The 19,761-nt window shown below is 53.7% G+C and carries 15 protein-coding genes; 12 read left to right on the top strand and 3 right to left on the bottom strand.

The genetic code is table 11. The features are described 5' to 3' along the window. Window positions 1-7: 7 nt before the first annotated feature. The 3 genes from ABE504_RS08425 to dgoD are packed head-to-tail and all read left to right on the top strand — an operon-like array spanning window position 8 to window position 4,567. Entirely contained in the window at window positions 8-1,762 is a 1,755-nt protein-coding gene (locus ABE504_RS08425) for a sensor histidine kinase (protein ID WP_430087033.1), read from the top strand. Then, window positions 1,759-3,381, top strand: coding sequence for a response regulator transcription factor (locus ABE504_RS08420; protein ID WP_430087030.1), 1,623 nt, complete (start codon window positions 1,759-1,761; stop codon window positions 3,379-3,381). Before ABE504_RS08425 ends, ABE504_RS08420 begins: the two co-directional genes overlap by 4 nt. 37 nt (window positions 3,382-3,418) lie before the next feature. After that, on the top strand, window positions 3,419-4,567 hold the full coding sequence (gene dgoD, locus ABE504_RS08415; RefSeq protein ID WP_430087027.1) for a galactonate dehydratase: 1,149 nt from the start codon (window positions 3,419-3,421) through the stop codon (window positions 4,565-4,567). A gap of 28 nt (window positions 4,568-4,595) precedes the next feature. Here dgoD and ABE504_RS08410 read toward each other — a convergent pair whose 3' ends face one another. Both ABE504_RS08410 and ABE504_RS08405 read right to left on the bottom strand, forming a co-directional pair. After that, a complete protein-coding gene (locus ABE504_RS08410; RefSeq protein ID WP_430087024.1) occupies window positions 4,596-5,444 on the bottom strand; it encodes a helix-turn-helix domain-containing protein in 849 nt (282 codons plus the stop codon). A gap of 132 nt (window positions 5,445-5,576) precedes the next feature. After that, window positions 5,577-6,818: a Gfo/Idh/MocA family protein gene (locus ABE504_RS08405; protein WP_430087020.1), complete on the bottom strand. Its 1,242-nt coding sequence runs from the start codon at window positions 6,816-6,818 to the stop codon at window positions 5,577-5,579. 153 nt (window positions 6,819-6,971) lie between these two features. Here ABE504_RS08405 and ABE504_RS08400 point away from each other — a divergent pair, with 153 nt between their 5' ends. From ABE504_RS08400 to ABE504_RS08385, 4 genes are all read left to right on the top strand, one after another. Then, window positions 6,972-8,000 carry a LacI family DNA-binding transcriptional regulator gene (locus ABE504_RS08400; protein ID WP_430087017.1) on the top strand — a complete coding sequence of 343 codons (1,029 nt, stop codon included), beginning with the start codon at window positions 6,972-6,974 and terminating at the stop codon, window positions 7,998-8,000. A gap of 49 nt (window positions 8,001-8,049) precedes the next feature. Then, window positions 8,050-8,886, top strand: coding sequence for a helix-turn-helix domain-containing protein (locus tag ABE504_RS08395; protein ID WP_430087014.1), 837 nt, complete (start codon window positions 8,050-8,052; stop codon window positions 8,884-8,886). A 106-nt stretch (window positions 8,887-8,992) separates the two neighbouring features. After that, window positions 8,993-10,120, top strand: coding sequence for an amidohydrolase family protein (locus ABE504_RS08390; protein ID WP_430087011.1), 1,128 nt, complete (start codon window positions 8,993-8,995; stop codon window positions 10,118-10,120). A 2-nt stretch (window positions 10,121-10,122) separates the two neighbouring features. Further along, the gene (locus ABE504_RS08385; protein WP_430087008.1) at window positions 10,123-10,500 is read left to right on the top strand and encodes a Rieske (2Fe-2S) protein; all 378 of its coding nucleotides are present in this window, start codon (window positions 10,123-10,125) and stop codon (window positions 10,498-10,500) included. A gap of 383 nt (window positions 10,501-10,883) precedes the next feature. Here the strand turns inward: ABE504_RS08385 and ABE504_RS08380 are convergent, their stop codons facing one another. Continuing rightward, complete coding sequence (locus ABE504_RS08380) at window positions 10,884-12,290, bottom strand: glycoside hydrolase family 4 (protein WP_430087005.1); 1,407 nt, start codon at window positions 12,288-12,290, stop codon at window positions 10,884-10,886. 174 nt (window positions 12,291-12,464) lie between these two features. Between ABE504_RS08380 and ABE504_RS08375 the strand changes: the two genes are divergently transcribed. The 5 genes from ABE504_RS08375 (at window position 12,465) to ABE504_RS08355 (ending at window position 19,746) form a co-directional block, all read left to right on the top strand. Further along, window positions 12,465-13,298 carry a helix-turn-helix domain-containing protein gene (locus ABE504_RS08375; protein WP_430087001.1) on the top strand — a complete coding sequence of 278 codons (834 nt, stop codon included), beginning with the start codon at window positions 12,465-12,467 and terminating at the stop codon, window positions 13,296-13,298. Between the two features lie 121 nt (window positions 13,299-13,419). Then, on the top strand, window positions 13,420-14,511 hold the full coding sequence (locus ABE504_RS08370) for an alpha/beta hydrolase family protein (protein WP_430086999.1): 1,092 nt from the start codon (window positions 13,420-13,422) through the stop codon (window positions 14,509-14,511). Window positions 14,512-14,711: 200 nt separating this feature from the next. Beyond that, complete coding sequence (locus ABE504_RS08365) at window positions 14,712-16,220, top strand: ABC transporter substrate-binding protein (protein WP_430086996.1); 1,509 nt, start codon at window positions 14,712-14,714, stop codon at window positions 16,218-16,220. 116 nt (window positions 16,221-16,336) lie between these two features. Then, entirely contained in the window at window positions 16,337-18,613 is a 2,277-nt protein-coding gene (locus tag ABE504_RS08360; RefSeq protein ID WP_430086993.1) for a helix-turn-helix domain-containing protein, read from the top strand. A 203-nt stretch (window positions 18,614-18,816) separates the two neighbouring features. Next, entirely contained in the window at window positions 18,817-19,746 is a 930-nt protein-coding gene (locus ABE504_RS08355; RefSeq protein ID WP_430086990.1) for an ABC transporter permease, read from the top strand. The last annotated feature ends 15 nt before the right edge of the window (window positions 19,747-19,761 follow it).

Here is a 19,761-nt window from a genome sequence, read left to right as displayed (position 1 = left end):
TCGGCGCATGCCTTATAAATTGAATATTTTCAGTAAAATTCTCATTCTGCTCGTGTTACTGCTAACGCCCATCGTGGTGCTGTACAGTTTCACGAATCGTACGACGAACAAAGTCGTTCAGGATCAGATCCAGTCGTCGAACTTGAACCAGCTTTCTTTTTTCATGCATCAATTGGATTCGAACGTCGAGCGGTTGGCGATGTCGCCCGTGATCCTCGGCAGCGATCCGTACATCAGGGAGTTCATCGACCGCAGTGGCGATCCGGCTTATGACATGCTCAGGGAGCAGTCGCGCATTATTGAAAAGCTGAGCCTGCAAAGCGTCGCAAGCGGCTGGGTCAATGAGCTGACGATCGTCATTCCGAAGGAGAAAAAAGTGCTGTCTTCCAGCATTTTTGTGAATGGTACGGACCGTTGGCCTTGGCAGGATCCCGTTCATCGGACCTGGTCTTTTCAAGCACAGGCGGATGATAAAAGCGGGGGCTCCTTTTATCGCGAGATCAGCGAGCCGGTTCGCGCCGAGGTGCTGAATCAGGCGAGGGTGCTGTATCAGGTCCGTTTCAGCGCGCAAAACCTGATTCAGCTTCTTGACGTCTACAAGTCGGATAAGCGGAGCGATCCTTTTTTATTTGACGGGGCGTCGGCTTTCATCGTGAACAGCACGTCGGAGGCGCAAATCCCGGCAGCGATCAGGGAGCGGCTTCGAGGCATCAACCTGGCCGCTTCGGGGCAAATGCAGATGAAACTGGTCGATCAGCAGTATTTGATCAGTTATGTCAAATCCGATCAGTTAGGTTGGTATTTGATTGATTATGTGCCGGTTCAGAAAATTTTGTCGCCGATCACGATGTCCCGGAACTTATTTTATATTTCGATTGGACTTTTGCTCGGCATGAGTGTGCTCGCTTCTTTCCTGCTCTACCGCAACGTGCAGATTCCGCTTGTGAAAATGATTCAGAGCGTGCAGAAGGTGAAGCGGGGCGATCTGTCGGCTCGGATTACGTATCAAGCGAAGAATGAATTTGATTTTCTCATTCAACGTTTCAATGAAATGGCGGAGCAAATTCAAGTGCTGGTCGAGGACGTGTACGCCGAGAAAATACGCTCGCGCGAAGCGACGCTGAAGCAGCTGCAGTCGCAAATTCATCCCCATTTTTTATATAACTCGTTATTCTTCATTATTAATTCGGCGGAAATGGAAGATAAGGAGTCGGTCGTGGCGATGGCGCAAAATTTGGCCGAGTATTACCGCTACACGACGCGGGTTGAGAATCAGATGGTCAGGCTGCGAGAGGAGCTCGATATGGCGCGCCACTATTTGAGCATCCAGACCTTGCGCATTCACAGGCTCACTTATCAGATCACCGTACCTGATACGATGCTGGAAGAGCGCATCCCCAGACTGATCCTGCAGCCGCTTGTGGAGAACGCCATCGTTCATGGCATTGAGCGCAGCCTTGGCGGCGACCGTATTACGATCACGGGCGAGCAGGATGCGGAATTCAATAGGCTGATCGTGGAAGATAACGGCGCGGGGCTCACCGATGAAAGGCTGGAGCAGCTGCACAAGCAGTTGCAAACGGCTATGACGGATGAGATCGGCTGTGGAACCTGGAATGTGCATCATCGCTTAGTGTACCAGTTTGGCCAAGGGTCAGGCCTTCATTTGGAACGGGGAGACAGCGGCGGAGTCAGATCTGTTCTGACTTGGAGACGCGAGGCGCAGATACAAGGGCCGAAGATGGAGGTGCCGGAGGCATGACAGAGCTTTTGATCGTCGATGACGAAGTGCATGTGGTGGATCGTCTCTATTCGACCATAGACTGGGCGTCTGTCGGTGTGGAGCAGGTGTACAAAGCGTTTTCCGGCGAGGAAGCGTTGGAACTGCTTGGGCAGACGTCGATCGACATCGTGCTGACCGATATTCAGATGCCGGGCATAACGGGCTTGCAATTGATCCAGACCATTAATCGCAGATGGCCGAAGACGAAGTGCATTCTTTTATCCGGATACTCGGATTTCAACTATGCCAAAGAAGCGATTCTGCAAGGCACGGAAGACTATTTGCTGAAGCCTGTGACGGAGGCGGATCTGCTGGCGACGGTAAGCCGGGTGAAAGAGAAGCTGCAGCGCGAGTGGGAGGAAGTCGTCTCCAGGCAGCGATTAAGCTACACGTTAAAAGAAAATCTTCCGCTGCTGCGCGGCAACCTGCTGAGCGACCTGCTTCAAGGCCGCAGCATGTCCTCGTCCTCGCTTCGTGACAAAATGCATATGCTGGAGCTGTCGGATTTCCATGAGCAGGCTTTTGCCATTATGATGATCCGGCTCGAATCTCAGTTTCTGGAGTACGACATCTCCCGTCTGTCTTTGATGGAATACGCGATCGGCAACATGGTGGAGGAGCTGTTCGGAGAGCGGTTCGACAGCTGGCATGCGAAGGATGCGCATGATTATCTCGTTTTTGTGATGAAAAAGAAGGGCGAGTCGGAAACGCCCGATAAAGAAGAAACGGCGTGGCTGGAAAGGACGGCCTCCGTGCTGCAATCGGCGGTTAACAACTACCTGAAAGGCAAAATCTCCATTCTGGTCAGCACGTGGGGCACCTTCCCGCAGGATCTGAACGGGCTCTATAACCGCTCCTTGAGCGCTTTTCGCAAAAAGATCGGCAACGAACTTGAATTGTTCATGCGGCTCGGCGATGAGCCTGTTCCTACGGAGCTGACCGCTCTGCAGCGGTTGTATGAGCCGCCGACGCTGAACCATCTGCTAGAAGCCGCGCGTTGGGACGATGTGGGGGAAAAGCTTGGCGTCATTTTCGATGAAATGGAAGCGAAATACGCGGAGTCGCAGGAGCATCTGCTGGAAGTGTATTTTTCCATTGCTTCCGCCTATGCCTATATCGCCCATAAGAATGGTCGGCAATTGCATCAGTTGATCGGGAGGGATTATGACCGGATGACGGAAGGCATCCCGTTTCGGTCGGTGAACCAGCTCCGAGATTGGTCGATGCGGGCGCTGCGGTGCATGAAGGAGGACATGGATCAGGAGCGGAAAGACAGCCGCGTGTCGCTGATTAATGAGATTCGTTCTTTTATCGAGCAGAACCTTGCGAGTGACGTATCTTTGCAGTCGATCGCCGATCATGTGTATCTGCATCCCGTGTATGTGTCCAAGATATACAAGCTAGAAACCGGCGATAACTTGAGCGATTACGTCAATCAGGTCAGGATGGATAAAGCGGCGTATCTGCTGAAGCATGGCCAGGATAAAATCTATGAAATCGCAACGCAGCTAGGGTATCAGCGCCCCCATTCGTTCAATCATGCATTTAAAAAGCATTACGGCATGACGCCGCAGGAATACCGCGATCAATATGCCTGACCCATAAGCAGGACCAAGACGAGAGGGGAAACGCAGGATGAAAATTACGAAAATGGAATTGTTCAAGGTGCCGCCAAGATGGCTGTTCCTGAAAATCGAAACCGATGAAGGCATCACAGGCTGGGGAGAGCCTGTCGTCGAAGGCAAGGCGGATACGGTGGCTGCCGCTGTCACGGAGATGAGCGAGCACATTATTGGGACAGATCCGATGCGCATCGAGGATCTGTTTCAAGTGCTGTACCGCGGCGGCTTCTACCGCGGGGGGCCGATTCTATCGAGCGCGATCTCCGGGATCGAGCAGGCGCTCTGGGATATCAAGGGCAAGTTCTACAACGCGCCCGTGTATGATTTGTTAGGCGGCGCGTGCCGCGAACGGACGCGCGTGTACTCGTGGATCGGCGGCGATCGGCCGAGCGATGTGGGGCAAGCAGCCAAGGCGCAGGTGGCCGCCGGATTTACCGCGGTGAAGATGAACGCCACCGAGGAAATGCACTACATCGACTCGATCGGCAAAGTCGATGAGGCCATTGCCCGCATCGCGGCGGTGCGCGAGGCGGTCGGCAAGGAAGTCGGCATCGGCATCGACTTCCACGGCCGGGTGCACAAATCCATGGCGAAGATTCTCGCCAAGGAGCTGGAGCCGTACCGGCCGATGTTCATCGAAGAGCCGGTGCTGCCGGAAAACAATGAAGCGCTGCGCGAGATCGCGCGCTACACCTCCTGTCCGATCGCGACCGGCGAGCGGATGTATACGCGCTGGGGCTTCAAAGAGCTGCTCGCGCAGGGCATCGTCGATATCATCCAGCCGGATCTGTCCCACGCCGGCGGCATTCTCGAAACGCGCAAAATCGCTGCAATGGCGGAAGCGTACGATATTGCGGTAGCTCCGCACTGCCCGCTGGGGCCCATTGCGCTGGCTTCGTGCTTGCAGCTTGACACGTGTTCCCCGAACGCGTTCATTCAGGAGCAGAGCTTGGGGATTCACTACAACCAAGGAAGCGATCTGCTGGATTACCTCGTGGATCCATCCGTATTCCAATACGAGGACGGATTCGTCCGCAATCTGACGGCACCGGGGCTAGGTATCGAAGTGAACGAAGCGAAGGTGCGCGAAATGGCCAAGATCGGCCACAACTGGAAGAACCCGATCTGGCGCCAGCCGGACGGAACAGTAGCGGAGTGGTAGGCCGTCTTCGGACTTCAGCTGCAAGTGATCAAATCGTCAACGTGCTCACATATTCAGACAGGCTGATGCCTGTCTTTTTTTTGAACATTTTCCCAAAGGTGTGAACGTCGGAGTAGCCAACTTCCAGGGCGATCTCCGATACGCTTAAACCGGATTGCAGGGCCAGCTCTTTCGCGCGCTGGATTCGAACCCGCAGCTGATACTGGATCGGCGGCATGCCGAAGCAGGCTTTGAATTGAGAAATTAAATAGTTTTTGCTGAGACCGGAAATGTCTTCAAGACGTTCATAGTTCATCGGTTTTTGAAAATGTTCAATAATATAATTTTTTACTAAAATCATTTTATTCATATTGGCATGAGGTGAACTGTCATGGGCGCGATACCGCAGCGGTATCGTCAACTCAGCCAAAATTTGCAGAAGGAGTCCCTGGGATTTGAGCTGCCGCTCCGGTTCGAGATGCCTGTAGTTGCTGACAAGTTGGGTGAGCATGGCCTCCAGCGGATGGTTGATATAGTTACCGAAGGCATGATGTCCTCGCGCCCAAGATTGGAACGGCATCGCCTGTCCGCCAAAATGGAAGACCAGAGAAATGCAAATATAGGGCTCGCCGGGGATCGTATGTATGGCGTTGACTTCGTTCGGCTGATGCATGAGCAGGTCGCCTCGCCGAGTCGTGTAGGTTTTGTCTTCGATCTGATAGATGGCCGTGCCTTTGACCACATACTGCAGAGCATATTGAGGGAAGCTCCGTGTCGGCGTTCGCCAGCCTTCAGGCGCGTGGAATAAATGGGCGAGCGTGATATAAGGGGGGAAGGAAACCATGTTCAAATAAGGAAGCGTTTCCTCCGGGCTTAAGGGAACGAGATCCTTGGCCATTGTGTTCGTCCTTTGCGTATGCGTTCTTTTCTTCTTCATTTAATGTAACATAGGTTCGATAAAAAGGAAAAACCGCTGGAAAGGTTCTCCAGGCGGTTGGCCAATTGTGGGGCTTGAGCGAGCGTTGCAGTGCTATTCGCCTGCGCGGAAGGCGTCGGGATCCAACAGGCTCCAATGGCTTGGAGCATCTCCGAAGTCAGGAATCGCCAGCATTTCTCCGCCCCGCAGACATGACTCGTGCGCGATGAGCCCTGGCGCGAGATATTTCGCCGCGTTCCACACGTGATTCGGCGGCAGCAGATTGGTGTGCAGCGCTTTGATGAAATCGTCGACCAAAAACTGATGCGACCCAAAATGACCGTTCGGAAGCCCCTGGAAGGAAGCTGGCAGGCGATGCTGCGGATGAACGATGGCCAAGGTGGAATGGAAGTCGTTTTTTAAGGTCGGATGCAGATCCTGCTCGAGATCCTTCAACTCCACATAAGCATCCTGACAGCTTAAATCGCCGGTAAGATCGACGACGTCTCCCCAGGTTTTCGATGTCCAAGCGGCGCCGCCTGCATGTTCTTCGAAGCTCCCTTCGGTGCCGTACATGCTCATGTACACGCTGTTCGGTCCGCCCCAGCCTACACGCCGGAATTCGTTCAGGCGCAGAGAGCCTCCATCGGAGGTGCTGATCAACGCGGTTTGATTGCTGAAAACATTGTCCCACAAGTTGGCGCCTTGTCGAAAGATACCGTCTTCATGTTTGTCGACATAGCCCAGACAAGCCACTTTCGTTGCTTTGGCTCCTGTGACGGAGAGAAGCATGCTGACCGAATGCGTGGGATAATACATCGGCGGAATGCCGGCTACCTTTTTCCAAGCGTCTCCGCCGGAATATTTGAATGCATCGTAAAAGCCATGGGACATGTCGTGCATATACTGGGCTTCGCCGTATACGAAATCGCCGAAGGAGCCTGCCTTAAACTTATCGCGGCACAAAATCGTACTCGGATAGTAGTAACTTGTCTCCCCAGTCATGTAAATGAGCCCCGTCCGAACGACTTCGTTCGTGATTTGCTCGATTTCCTCCAGCGATTGGGCCATCGGTACTGCGCAATAGACATGCTTGCCGGCGCGAAGCGCTTGAAGCGTGTGCGCGCCGTGAAGATGACGCTGTGTGAAAATGGCGACGGCATCGACATCTGAAGCAAGCAGCTCTTCGAGTGATGCGTAGCTTCGGGCGATGCGAAATGCTTGGACGAACGCCTCTCTGCGGCTCGCTACGACTTCCGCCAAGGCGACCTCCTCGACGAATGGATGAGCTTGCAGAAGGGGAATAAAGCATTTGGAAAATTGTCCTGCACCTACGACACCGATTTTAAAACCCATAGTGATTCCTCGCTTCTCTTATAGTTTGGTATAAGCCCATTATATGGCTGAAACCGTGGGGCGTATTTAGCCGGAAATATGAAATTGGTGTCCATAATTCCGATTTTGCAAATTCCATAACACGTGTTACGATAACGGGAAGAGGTGTAGACGATGACTCGCAAGAGAGTGACGAGTTTTGATGTAGCCAAACGAGCGGGCGTATCCCGTAGTGTCGTGTCCGCCGTACTGAATGGCACGCAAGGCATCGGCGTCAGCTTGGAAACCCGTGAAGCCGTGTTGGCGGCGATCAAGGAATTGAATTACCATGTCGATTCCCAGGCAAGAGCGATGCGAACGGGGCAGAGCAGCAGCCTGGCCGCGTTCGGAGACACGGGCAATCCGCTTTTCCTCCAAGTGCTGGAAGGCATTCAGCAAGCTTGCCATGCCCGGCGGTATCATATTCTGATCTGCGGTCAGGAAGACGGAGAGGCGCGTGAGCGGCTGTTGGAGCTGTACCTCCAGAATCGCATTGACGGGATTATTACGCTGGATCCGGTATCGTACTGTGACGAGCAGTGGGCTGCCGAAGTGAAACGCTTGCAAGTGCCTTACGTCTCTATTGAAGGCTACGCGGAGAATGACGGCGTTATTTCCGTTCAGGCTGATTACTACAAGAGCGTGATGGATGCGCTCGCGTATATGTCGCAGGATAATGCGCTGCCTCAGCCGATCTATGTACAGCTGTACAACAATGATAATGTGGCCAGCAACTGGGCGGAGAAGAGCCGCGAGCAGGCGTATCTCGACTGGTGCGCGAATCGGCGCGTTGAGCCGCGAATTGAGAGGCAGCATGCGGATGACGAGTTGGGCCTGCGGGGCGTGCTGCAGCGATTGCAGGCAGAGGGGCCTGGCATTCCGCCGCTGCTGTTCAATTGGGCGATCGGCGCGATTGGCGCCTACCGGGCAGCCTGGCAGCTTGGCCTTCGGGTCGGCGAGCATGTGAAGCTGATGGCAGCGGACGATACGCTGCGGGTGAACCGCCATCTGGTTCCTTCCCTGAGCATGATGGAAATTCCGTATGCGGCCATGGGGGCTGAAGCCGTCGCCGCGCTGTTCAGGCAGATCGACGGGCTGGAGCCTTCGGAGGGAAGGGAAGCGCGTTTCTTGCAGGCGAGGCTGCATCCTGGCGAGAGTATATAGAATTACAACCACGAACGATGCCTCGTAAATGGGGGGTAGGAGAAAAGGTATGGACTACGATTTTTTCAACAGCTTCAGCCCCAAAATTCTAGATGTGGTTGAACGGGATCTTTCTTTTTGGCAGACCTGGGGGTATCAGCTGCTGCGTGAACGAACGCGGATGCATATTTTTGCGTTAGTTGTGGCGGGGGAAGGGACGATCACTGTCGGGAATGGGGAACGGCAACCGCTGCGCGAGGGCACACTATTTCAAGTATGGCCGGGAAACCGCATGGACATTGTGACGAGTCCGGAGAAAACGCTATGCTTCTATTCCGTTCATTATCAGTACGGACGGCTGCAGTGGGACGGCATCAAAGCGGATTGGCAAGGCGCGGAAGGCCCGCTGCCGATCGATCATGTGCTGCCTGGGCTGGGGACTCGCGATCTGGAGGAACGCTTCGAGCGTCTGCTTCGTTGTTGGATTCAGAAGGAGGCTGGCTTTGAATGGGAGACGCGCGTTGATTTTCTGGGCCTGGTCCAAGCGGCCGTCGCCGCTGCCGCCGGAAGAAGAGGGGCGGAGGAGGCCGGCGCCGCAGCTATCGTTCGGGAAGCGATTGCGTACATGAAAACTAATTTCAGGGAGGAACTGACCAGGGAAATGATGGCGGGACATGCCTCGTTGTCGCCCGCATATTTCTCCAGTTTATTTAAAAAACATACCGGCTATTCGCCGATTCAATATTTGACCCGCATACGGATCGACCATGCAAAGCAATTGCTGAGAGAAAGCAGTTTGCCGATTCGGCAAGTTGCGGAAGAGTCAGGTATTCCGGATTCGTTTTATTTTACGAGAATTTTCAGCCGGGAGACGGGACTAACACCGAGCCATTATCGCCAGGGATAGGATCGATCAAAAATCCAGAATTTCCATCGGAATGTGCATGTACCGCGGGTGTTATTTCTTTTATGCTTAGTTCATGAAGACATAACCAACAAAGGGGATGCAGAACATGAGCATGGAAACAGGGGCGGACAACAAGCCGCGAATCATTGACGCAGATGTACACAATGCGATCGCAAAACCGCAGGATTTGCTTCCCTATTTGCCCAAGGTGTGGCATGATCAATGGCTCGCAGTTGGGCCCGGCTATGGCGGTGGTTGGTACTCGCCGATCGGTGTGATGCGCAAGGATGCCAAGCAGCCCAATGGAGGCACGCCGGGCAGCGATCCGCAGTTTATGTTGAAGCACCATTTTGAGAAATGGGGCATTGATTACGGGATTTTGACCGGTTCGGGTATCCTGGGGGTATCACTGAATCCGGATCCCGATTTCGGCAATGCTGTCGCAAGCGCTTACAACGACTGGCTTGTCGATCACTGGTTGGCGGCGAGCCCGGTATTCAAAGGTTCGATCCTGATTAACCATGCAGACCCGCAGGCGGCGGCCCAAGAGATAGAACGTATGGCGAAGCATAAGGATATGGTGCAGGTTATCATGTGCAGCGGGTCGCGAATGCTGTATGGTCAGCGTTTTTTCCATCCCATCTATGAAGCGGCCGAGCGCAACGGGCTCCCGGTTGCCGTTCATCCGGGGACAGAGGGCCGGGGCATTGCCGGAGCTCCGACGCCGTCGGGTTATCCGACGAAGTATATCGAGTGGCATAATATTCTGCCGACGAATTATATGGCCCATGTGAACAGTCTCGTCTGTGAAGGGGTATTCGAGAAATTCCCGGGGCTGAAGTTCGTCGCCATCGAAGGCGGAATCGCGTGGGCGCCGCATTTGATGTGGCGGATGGACAAAAACTATAAGGCGCTGCGCGATCAGGTGCCATGGCTGAAACGGCTGCCATCCGAATATATTCGGCAGCATGTGTATTTTACGACGCAGCCGATTGAAGAACCGGATCGGCCGGAACAGATGAATCAGATTTTCGACATGGTCGGGGCCGATGACAAGATTATGTTCTCCTCGGATTATCCGCATTGGGATTTCGATAATCCCAAGGTTGTGCTCTCACCGATCCGCCGGGAGTTGCGCGAAAAAATCTTATGCGACAATGCGATGCATTTGTATGGCTTGTATGCGCGGCCGCAGGTGTCTACGCCAGTTAAGGCTCAGCAGGGGGAGGCGTAACGATGGCAACGGGTACCGGGAAAGAGAAGACGTTATATCCGGTTGGTTTGGCGAGCGAAGTACCGGATGGTGGCCGCAAAATCGTGGAAGTCAAAGGTATGGAGCTGGGGATTTTTCACATCGGCGACAAGTGGTATGCCTGGCGCAACGTATGTCCGCATGCGGCAGCGCCGGTGTGTGAAGGTGTCGTATGCGGGACCCGCATGCCGTCGCTCGTCTATGAATATGCGTACGGCAAGGATCGCGAAGTGCTCCGCTGCCCTTGGCATGGGTGGGAGTTCGACTTGCTGACCGGCAAGCATTTGGCGGAGGAAGACGGAGTTCGGCTGCGTGGATTCGAGGTTCGGATCATCAATGACGAAATTTTCGTGGCGATTTGAAAAGATAGCCGGACGATCCTTGGGATCGTCCGGTTCTTTGTTGGTAGCTACTTTGTGCGTACTTATCGAAGTGGGAGGGGGAAGAAAAATGGAATTTTATACAATAGGGCGTCTTGTGGGCCAAGCAACTCATCGTTGTCACAGCTCCTATTTGGCGCTAAACGCCACTTTTCCAAGGCTAACGGTTGCAGTGCTCCTCTCCGAATACATCAGGTCAGAAGTTCGCTTCCTCTCTCAACCCCCCGATCACTCAGGGGAATTTGCCGTTTCCGCTTGGTTAAGAGGGATGCCAAATAGGATTTCCATAAAATTGGATGTGTTGTGGGGCTTAAATAGTCAGCACTCTTCGTGCCTCCGAGTACCAGAGTAGTTGCAATTGATTGTTACGAATGCGCGCCTTCCATCTCATACCAACTTGCCGGAATGATGTCACGTTCAAGTTCGAGCAGCTCCTCAATGATCCGATCCGCATCGGCGATGGAGTTCACCAGAGGGTCCGTCAGCATGGCGCGTCTCAGCTTCTCGCGGCTGCCTTCGACAACGGCTTCCGCCGTCAATTCGTGCGTATCCAGCACGAGCTCCTGCATGCCTCGCAGCCCGCGCGGCATATCGCCGACCGGCAGCGGTTTCACGCCATCCAAGGATACCTCGCACAGCAGTTCAAGGAAAGCGTCGTCATTCATATTCGACACGGCGCCTTGATTGTGGGTGTTAATATAGTATTTTTTGCCGAGTCCGCCGACCATGCTCTCGATAATGTCCGTGGCGTGATCCGGGCCGAACGTGTCCATGTACGTGGCAATTGGCAGTTTCCCCGAGAGGAAGTCGTCGACTTGCTGCCACATCGCCTCGTGGCGGAGGTAACGTGCTTCGGTTTCCCAAATGGACAGCGGGGGAATCTCGTCCGGCGTATGGCCAAGCCCTTGCCAGAAGCGCAGATATTCCTTCGTATGCGGTGTACACGTCGGCACGGAGCCGTAAATCTCATACAATTGATAGCTGATCGCATCATTGTGCTTCGCTTTGGCGCCGGTATCGCCCCCGGCGGTTTCCGTCTCGGCAGCCTGCTTCAAGGAAGCGGCAATGTGCGGCATGACGTTGACACCGTCGTATTCAGCCCGGAGCATCCAGGTAAAATGGTTAACGCCGGCGATGCGCAAATCGAAGCGGCTGTCGATGTCCGCGGAGTAATCGTTCGGCTCCGCCACAAGGCCTGCACGCCAGGCGTAGTTGATTTTTTTGCCCGGCATATGGTGGCCGTCACATAAAGCGAAGCTTTTCAGCTTGGGCGCGTAGCGGCTCAAAGCGATGCCGTGGACGGCGGAAGGATTGATGTAGTTGATGACCCATGCCTCCGGGCACAGGGCTTCAATATCCCGCGCGCACGCCATAATTTCGGGCAGCTCCCGCATCGCCCGGAAAATGCCGCCTGGCCCGATGGTATCCCCGGAGCACATGCGGATGCCGTATTTTTCAGAGACGGCGCAGTCGATGCCCCGGTATTTGACCGTATCCTCGGCGAAACTGAGGACAACGAAGTCGGCGCCGGGCAGTATGTCTCGGCGATCGGTAGAGCCCTCGACGGTCAGCGCGACACCGCTGGCGGCAGCGACCATTTTCGCCAGCGCGACCATTTTGTTCAAGCGAGTCTCGTCTGTGTCTACGAAAGCCAGCGTACCATTGTTCAGGTACTCGGAATGTACCATTTGCCAGATGGATTGACGGCCGAAAAACAGACTGCCAGCTCCGATCACGACGACTTTGGGATGTTGAAGCGTAATGTTTGTCATAAGAATCTCCTCCACTTGTAGGGTATGCCTTCATTATGAAGAGAAGGGAACAGCATGAAAATGCAGGATAGTTCCCGTTTCTTGTCAAATAGTATGATTTAGCTTGCGATGGAAACGTATATTGAGATAGGATTCGATTATCATTCTGGTAAAAAGTAAGGAGATGAATAAAAGATGAAGGGCACGGAGCTGTTCAACGACTTGTCGGAGCATGTCTCCCTTCGCATCACCTCCTACAACAAGGCTGACCATGACGCCGGCTGGGTGGAGAGCAAGTCTCACCATAATTATGACCTGTGGCTGATCGAGGAAGGGCGAATCGAAGTTGACCTTGGCAGTGCGATGCATACCGCGTCGAGTGGAGATGCCGTGCTATTTTATCCCGGCGTTCCGTATACAGCGATGAATGGCGGTACCGCGTGCCGATTTCTGTATCTTCATTTTGATTTCGGTCTCGGGGAGCAGCAGCGCATTCTGGGGGCTTTTCCGTTGAGCGGCATCGTTCCGGCGCGGGAGATCGCAGCGGAAGCGACGGCGATGCACAAGGCTTTTGAGGAAAGCCGGGAAGGGAGTGGCATGTGGGGTATGCGGCTGAAGGGCAGCCTCATGATGCTGATTGCCCGCATCGTGGAAAGCTACGGGGACGGGAACTACGAAGGCGATTTTCTGACTGGTTCCGCCGCGGGGGAGCATGCGAAACATCTTGTGGAGCTGAAAACAACGATTGAATTTATTCAGAGAAACCTTCAACGTGCAGTACGTATTTCGGAGCTGGCGGAAGTTGCGGGCATGTCGGAAAAATATTTTATTCGCTATTTCAAGCAAGCGTTGGGGGTAACGCCGGGGCAGTATATGCTCCAGCTGCGCATGAATCGGGCGCGCGATCTTGTCTACAGTCATCGCTATACGATGCAGCAGATTGCTTCCTTCGTCGGGTACCCGGATCCGTATTCGTTTTCCAAGGCGTTTAAGAAGCATTACAAGGTTTCGCCGAGCAAATTTGTATGAAGTACGAGAGGGCTGTGCGTAACGGCTGAAGTTGAAGTGAAATCGGTTAATGTTGAAGTAGGTTACCAGGATACCGCCCGCTATAATGTAGAAGATTGAATCGGAAAGTGAGGCAGCAGCTATGGAGTCACAATCGAATGAGAACGTCAGGGATGGTGAACAGCTCTATCGCGAACGCGAGGATGCGGGCAACCGGCATCGCGCGCAGCAGGCGGAGGAGCTGACCGCCTGGATTGCCGCAGAGCAGCGGCGGTCGCGGGAGCGGAGAGCCTCCTATTTTACGCCGGTCTATACGGATCTTGCATCCTATGCAAGCAGCATCGAGCGTCTGCGGCGGGAATTTGCGGCGATGCTGGGATTCCCTTTGAATGAGCTGTACATCGAAGGGAAGGAGCCTGTATCGCCGGGGAAGGTGGAGGCTGCCTACGATCTCATCGCTGAAGACGCGCTGGGCACCATTTACCGGGTTACTTTACCGGTGATGGAAGGGCTGCACGCCTACGGGTTATTTTTTCGGCCGCCGGGCGACGGCCCCTTCCCGCTGGTGATCGCGCAGCATGGCGGTCAGGGAACGCCTGAAATGACCGCGGGCTTCTTTGGCTCTGTGAACTATAACGACATGACGCGCCGGATTCTGAGGCGCGGCGTCGCCGTCTTCGCTCCGCAGCTGCTGCTGTGGGAGGCGGAGCGGTTTGGTCCCAGTTTCGATCGCAAGCAGATCGATGTCCAATTGAAGCAGCTCGGAGGCTCGCTGACCGCGTTGGAAGTGCTGAAAATCCGGCGCAGCCTGGATGCGCTGCTGCGCCGACCAGACATCGATGCGCAGCGGGTCGGCATGGTCGGGTTGTCCTACGGCGGCTTCTATACGCTCTTTGCCGCCGCCCTGGACACGCGGATTTCGGTTGCGGTGTCCTCTTGCTTTGTCAACGATCGGTTCGCCTACGGGCGATCCGACTGGACGTGGACGGGCGCCGGCCATCGTTTCCTCGATGCGGAGGTATGCGGGCTGATTTGCCCGAGACCGCTGTACATCGAAGGCGGGGCGCAGGATGCCTTGTTCACGGTGGACGGCTTCGTGGAAGAAAGCCGGCGGGCAGGCTCGCATTATGAACGCTTGGCGATCCCCGAGCGCTTCCGGGCGGTCGTCTTCGACGGCGGTCACGAATTCAATCCGCAGGAGGAGCCGCTGGATTTTCTTTTTCACCACTTATAAAAAAGTTTTATTACTCCAAAATCGGATAATAAGGGAAACCTGCCGTATTTAAAGCCCATTCGGACGATATTGCAGTATATGTGCGGCGGTCGGCTGCGCTATACTTCGAACTGTCCGGCCGAGGCGGCGCTTTCCGAAAACAAATTGAAAGCGCTGTACCAAAGCTGGAACATACAATTGGAGAAATGGGGTCCTCATCCATGATGAAGAAGTTTTTACAAATTACTGCCGTACTCTTCCTGACGTCGGCTGTGCTGCTGGCGGGCTGTCAGCCGAAAGAATCGTCCACGGCGGCATCGTCTTCGCCGGCACAGCAAGATAAGCTTGAACCGGTCACGCTGAAGTATTATTTCTATGGTGCGGCGAAACCGGGCGATCAAGATGTGTATGATAAAATCAATCAGATACTGAAGGAGAAAATCAACACCACGGTCGAATTCTATAAAGTGCCGAATGGCGATTATACGCAAAAAATGTCTGTCATGGTCAATGCGCGCGAGGATTTCGATCTGGCGTTCACCTCGCCCTATTATTTGAACTATTTTGAGCAGGCGGCTAAGGGTTCTTTTGTGGATATTACGGCGCTGCTTCCGAAATATGCGCCGGAAACGTATAAGCTGCTTAAGCCGGAGATCTGGGAAGCGGCCAAAGTGAACGGCAACATATATGCGAGCATCAACCAGCAAATTTTCGCACGCCAATCGGGTTACAACGTTAGTAAAGACTTGGCGGACAAATACAATTGGGATCCGAAAGGGGGCAAGAAGCTTTCCGATTTAAGTCCCTTTCTGGAAAAAGTAAAAGCAGGCGAACCGGCGGACAAGACGGATCAGCTGTACAATGCGCAGATGAAGAATCAGGTGTTCAGCTATTTCTTCCCTTCGTATGAATGGGAAAACCTTGGCGGCATCGACGTGCCTGGGGTGGCCAAATCCACGGAGAAAAATCCGAAGGTGTTCAACGAATACGATACGCCGGAGTTCAAGGATTTTATTATGACGCTGAAGGATTTTCAGAAAAAAGGGTTGATCGCCAAGGATGCACTGACCAGACCGACGTTTGATTCGGCCAAGTATGCGGCTTCTTCCGTTGCGACGCTGATGCCGGGGATTGAGGAAACGGTCAAGAAAACGTACAAAGGCGATCAGTACATTATTCCGCTAGGGGAGCCGCTGCTGACGTCGCCGAACGCAATCGCCACGATGACGGCGGTCTCGGCCACCTCGAAGCATCCAGAGCGCGCGCTGATGTTCATTGAACAGCTCAATACGAATAAAGAGATATACAACTTGCTTGTCTGGGGCATCGAGGGCGTCGATTACAAGAAGGTTGGCGACAATCGGGTGGAGTCGCTGCCTGGCGCCAAGTACGGCCCTGGGCCGGGTTGGATGTTCGGGGATCAGTTCAAGGCGTATGTGAGCGGCACGCAGTCGGATGATGTCTGGGAGCAAACGAAGAAGCTGAACGATTCAGCCAAGATCTCGATGCTGTTTGGATTCAGCTTTAACGCGGACGCAGTCAAGGCGGAGAGCGCGAATTGCGCGGCGATTGTGAACGAATACAAGGCGGCGTTCAATACGGGGATGTACGGTGACGATACGGAGAAGAAATACAACGAATTCCTGGCAAAGCTTAAAACGGCCGGTGTGGATAAAGTCATTGCCGAGAAGCAGCGGCAGGTTGACGCCTTCCTGGCTTCCAAGAAATAAGCTGCTGCCCATTCGACAGCGGCGCTAACTTGCGCATCCAAACGATTCCAAGATGAGCATTCTTCATTCTGGAGGCCGTTTGGATGCTCTTGTCATCTAGACAAAGGGGGCGTACGATGCTTACGTTCATCAGCCGCAACAAACGAGGCGCCATGCTCAGCTACTTTAAAATGTTTATCTCTTTCGTCGCGATCGTGATGGCGGCAAATATCGTGCTGTCGACCTCCATGTATGTGAAATACGAGCGGCACTCCATTAAGCAAGTACAGAACTATACGGCAGAGGAACTGGCGCAGATCAGCTACAGCACCAATTTTATGTTCGAAGCGGCCAAAATGACGCTGATACAGCTGTACGCCAATCCTTCAGTGCTTAAGCTGATGAATCAAGTGAATTTGGGCGAGCTGGAAACTGCTTCGCTGCTGAATCAGGTCGGCGGTGTGAACATCAACCTGCCGTTTCTGAATTCCTTTTATATATACAATAAACGGGCAGGTCTTATCTACTTCGATGGTAAAGCGTTTCCTACGGCTTCTTTTCCCGATCAGGATATGGTGCGCAGACTGGAAACCGGGGGCATCAACAACTTGCATCCCATCGCCCGAAAAATTCCTTCCCCATCCGGCTATACGCTGCTGACCTCGGAACCGCGTCCGGAGACGGACAATGTGTATTCGTTCGTTTTTTATGACAGCAGTTCGGCGCAGATCGACAATGCGCTCGTGCTCAACGTGTCGCAAGCATGGCTGAAGACGACCGTCGAGGCGATGGACCCGCATGCAAGCGGCAATACGCTGGTCGTGGATTCGACTGGCCTGATCGTGATGGGGAATGAACGCTATCGCTATCTGGAGCCGGCTGCGTTTCGGGACGATTTTAAGGATGTGTTGAGTCAAAGTGACCCGGCAGGCTATGAAATCAAAACGATCGATCAGCAGAAATATTTGATCACGTACGTTTCTTCTCCGATCCTGGATTGGACGTATATCAAATTTACGCCATATGAGGTGGTATCGGGCAAGCTGAAGCAGCTGATGGTCTGGACGCTCATCATTTTCCTTGTGGTGACGCTGCTTTCCGTGCTCGCTGTGATGGTTATTTCCAGGGTTGTCTATGGCTTGTTCTCTTCCAAAATCCGTGAACTTGAAAATCAATATGATCGCGAGAAGCATACCGGTTTTGAAAAGAAGCAGCAGTTTCTGCGTATGCTGGCGACACGCCCCATGGAAGAGAGCCTCGTACGCAAAAGGCTTGCTCGATACGGCATCGATTTTGGGACGGAATTGGGCTTTATGACCGTCGTTTTTCGGATTGACCGCTATGGGCCGTATACGGTGCAGTATTCGCTAGAAGATCGCGCCCTGCTGGCTTACGGCATGATGAACGTCATCGGCGAGCTGGCTGCCCCGCATTTCCGGCAGGAGGCCGTCGATCTGGAAGACGGATATATCGGTCTGCTGATCCATCTGGATACGGATGACAGCGAAGCGGTGGTGCTGAAGCTGGATACGCTTGTGAAAGAGATTCAGGAGAAGGTGGAGAAATTTCTCGGCATTTCCCTGTCGGGGGCGATCGGCGAACCGTTGGAGCATTTGGCGGAACTGCCGGGCAGCGTGGGCCTCTGTATGGAAGCGCTGGCGTATAAACTGTTTACAGGACCGCGCTCGCTGCTCTATGTGTCGGGCGTTAAGGAAATGAAGAAGAAGGACTATGTCTTCCCTGAACAGATGGTGACGGAAATGATCGAGGCGCTCCTCGAGGGGGAGGACGATGCGGTTCGTTCGGTCTGCAAGCGGCTGGTGGAAAGCACGCGCGGCTATGCCTTCGCCTCTCTCCAATCTACAGTGCTCAGGCTGGCCTTCTCTCTGAAGGAGGGGATGCAGAAGGTGCCGGTGCTGGCAGATGAAGTGCACTATGATCCGTTCATTCAATTGGCGGGAGGGCTGGCCGGCTTTGAAACGCTGGAGGACATCGTCGACAAGCTGAATGCGCAGTTCGAGAGTTTGCTGGAAATTGTGCGCCGTTCGCGTAAAGAATTGAAGAAGTATGAGCGATACAGCGGCATGCTGGAGCAAGTGCAGGCGTTTGTGGAGCAGGATTATGCGAACCCGAATCTCAATCCCGAGTTGATCGCGCAGCATCTGCAATTGTCGGCAAAATATTTGCGGACCTTATATTTGCAGGCGTCCGGTGAGCCGCTCGGCGAATATATCACCCGGTATCGACTGGATCGGGCCAAGACGCTCCTTGGACATGCGGATATGACCGTTCAAGAGGCGGCGGTTCGCAGCGGATTCCTGAATATCAATTACTTTTACACCCTGTTCAAAAAGTATAACGGCATCACGCCCAACGAATTCAGAAGCCTGGCGCAATCGGAGGGGCTTGGGTGAGTTGTAGTTGGCAGGATGGAGATGGCAAAACCGCTCGGCAGATGCGCCGGAAGGTTTTTTTGCGTTTCCAGGAAGGGCAGCTTCCATATTTGAAGCCTTTTCAGGCGATATTGCAGTTTCCGGGGGCTCTTTCGGATGCTTATACTTAAGCCGTAGTCAAGCAAAGCGCTGCGCAGACGAACTGGAAAAGGAGTGCAAACAGAATGAGTGAAAGAGCTCTTCACAAGAAGCGTAAGCGCTTTATCAGCAACTGGCAGTTAATCGTCATGTCCCTGCCGGCGATTGTCAAAATCTTTATTTTCGCCTATTTGCCGATGGCCGGCATTGTCATGGCTTTTAAAGATTATGTGCCCGCCAAGGGGATTCTAGGGAGCTCATGGAACGGGCTGGATAACTTCAAGTTCTTCTTTCAATCCGCGGACGCGTGGAAAATATTGCGTAACACGATCGGACTGAACGGGCTGCTGATCGTCGTCGAGCTGCTGGCAGGCGTTTTCTTCGCCCTGCTGCTGTATGAGGTCGCAAGCAAAAGAGCGCTGAAGGTGTATCAATCGGTTATGTTTTTCCCTTATTTTTTCTCGTGGGTGCTGGTCGGTCTTATGCTGACGACGATTTTGAATCCCTCGACGGGGCTGCTGACTTCGATCATTCACAAGGTGACGGGCCATGAGATCGGCTTTTATTCCGAGCCGTGGTACTGGCTCATTATTTTACCGCTCGTGGCTGTCTGGAAGGGCACGGGCTTCAGCTCGCTGATCTATTATTCAGCGCTGATGAGCATTGACAAGGAGCTGTTCGAGGCGGCGGAAATCGACGGAGCGACCAAAGTGCAAGCCACCCGGCATATTTCCATTCCTTTCCTGGCGCCTATGATGGTCATGCTGACCATTCTTGCGATCGGTCACATTATGCGAGCCGACTTCGGGCTGTTCTACTTCGTGCCTCGCAATGTAAGCGCCTTGTTCCCCGTCACCGATGTGCTCGATACGTATGTGTTCCGCGCGCTGACCGTCAATGGCGATTTTGCCATGAGTTCAGCCGTAGGGGTGTTTCAATCGGTGGTCGGCTTCGTGCTTATTCTAGGGACCAACCGCTTGTCCAAGATGTTCAATAAAGAGTACGGACTATTCTAAAAGGCGGAGGTACCC

This window comes from Paenibacillus oryzisoli (genome assembly GCF_050467285.1).
GTDB lineage: Bacteria > Bacillota > Bacilli > Paenibacillales > NBRC-103111 > Paenibacillus_E > Paenibacillus_E oryzisoli_A.
Note: the sequence above shows the minus strand (reverse complement) of the source record. Positions and strands in the feature narration are given on the sequence as shown.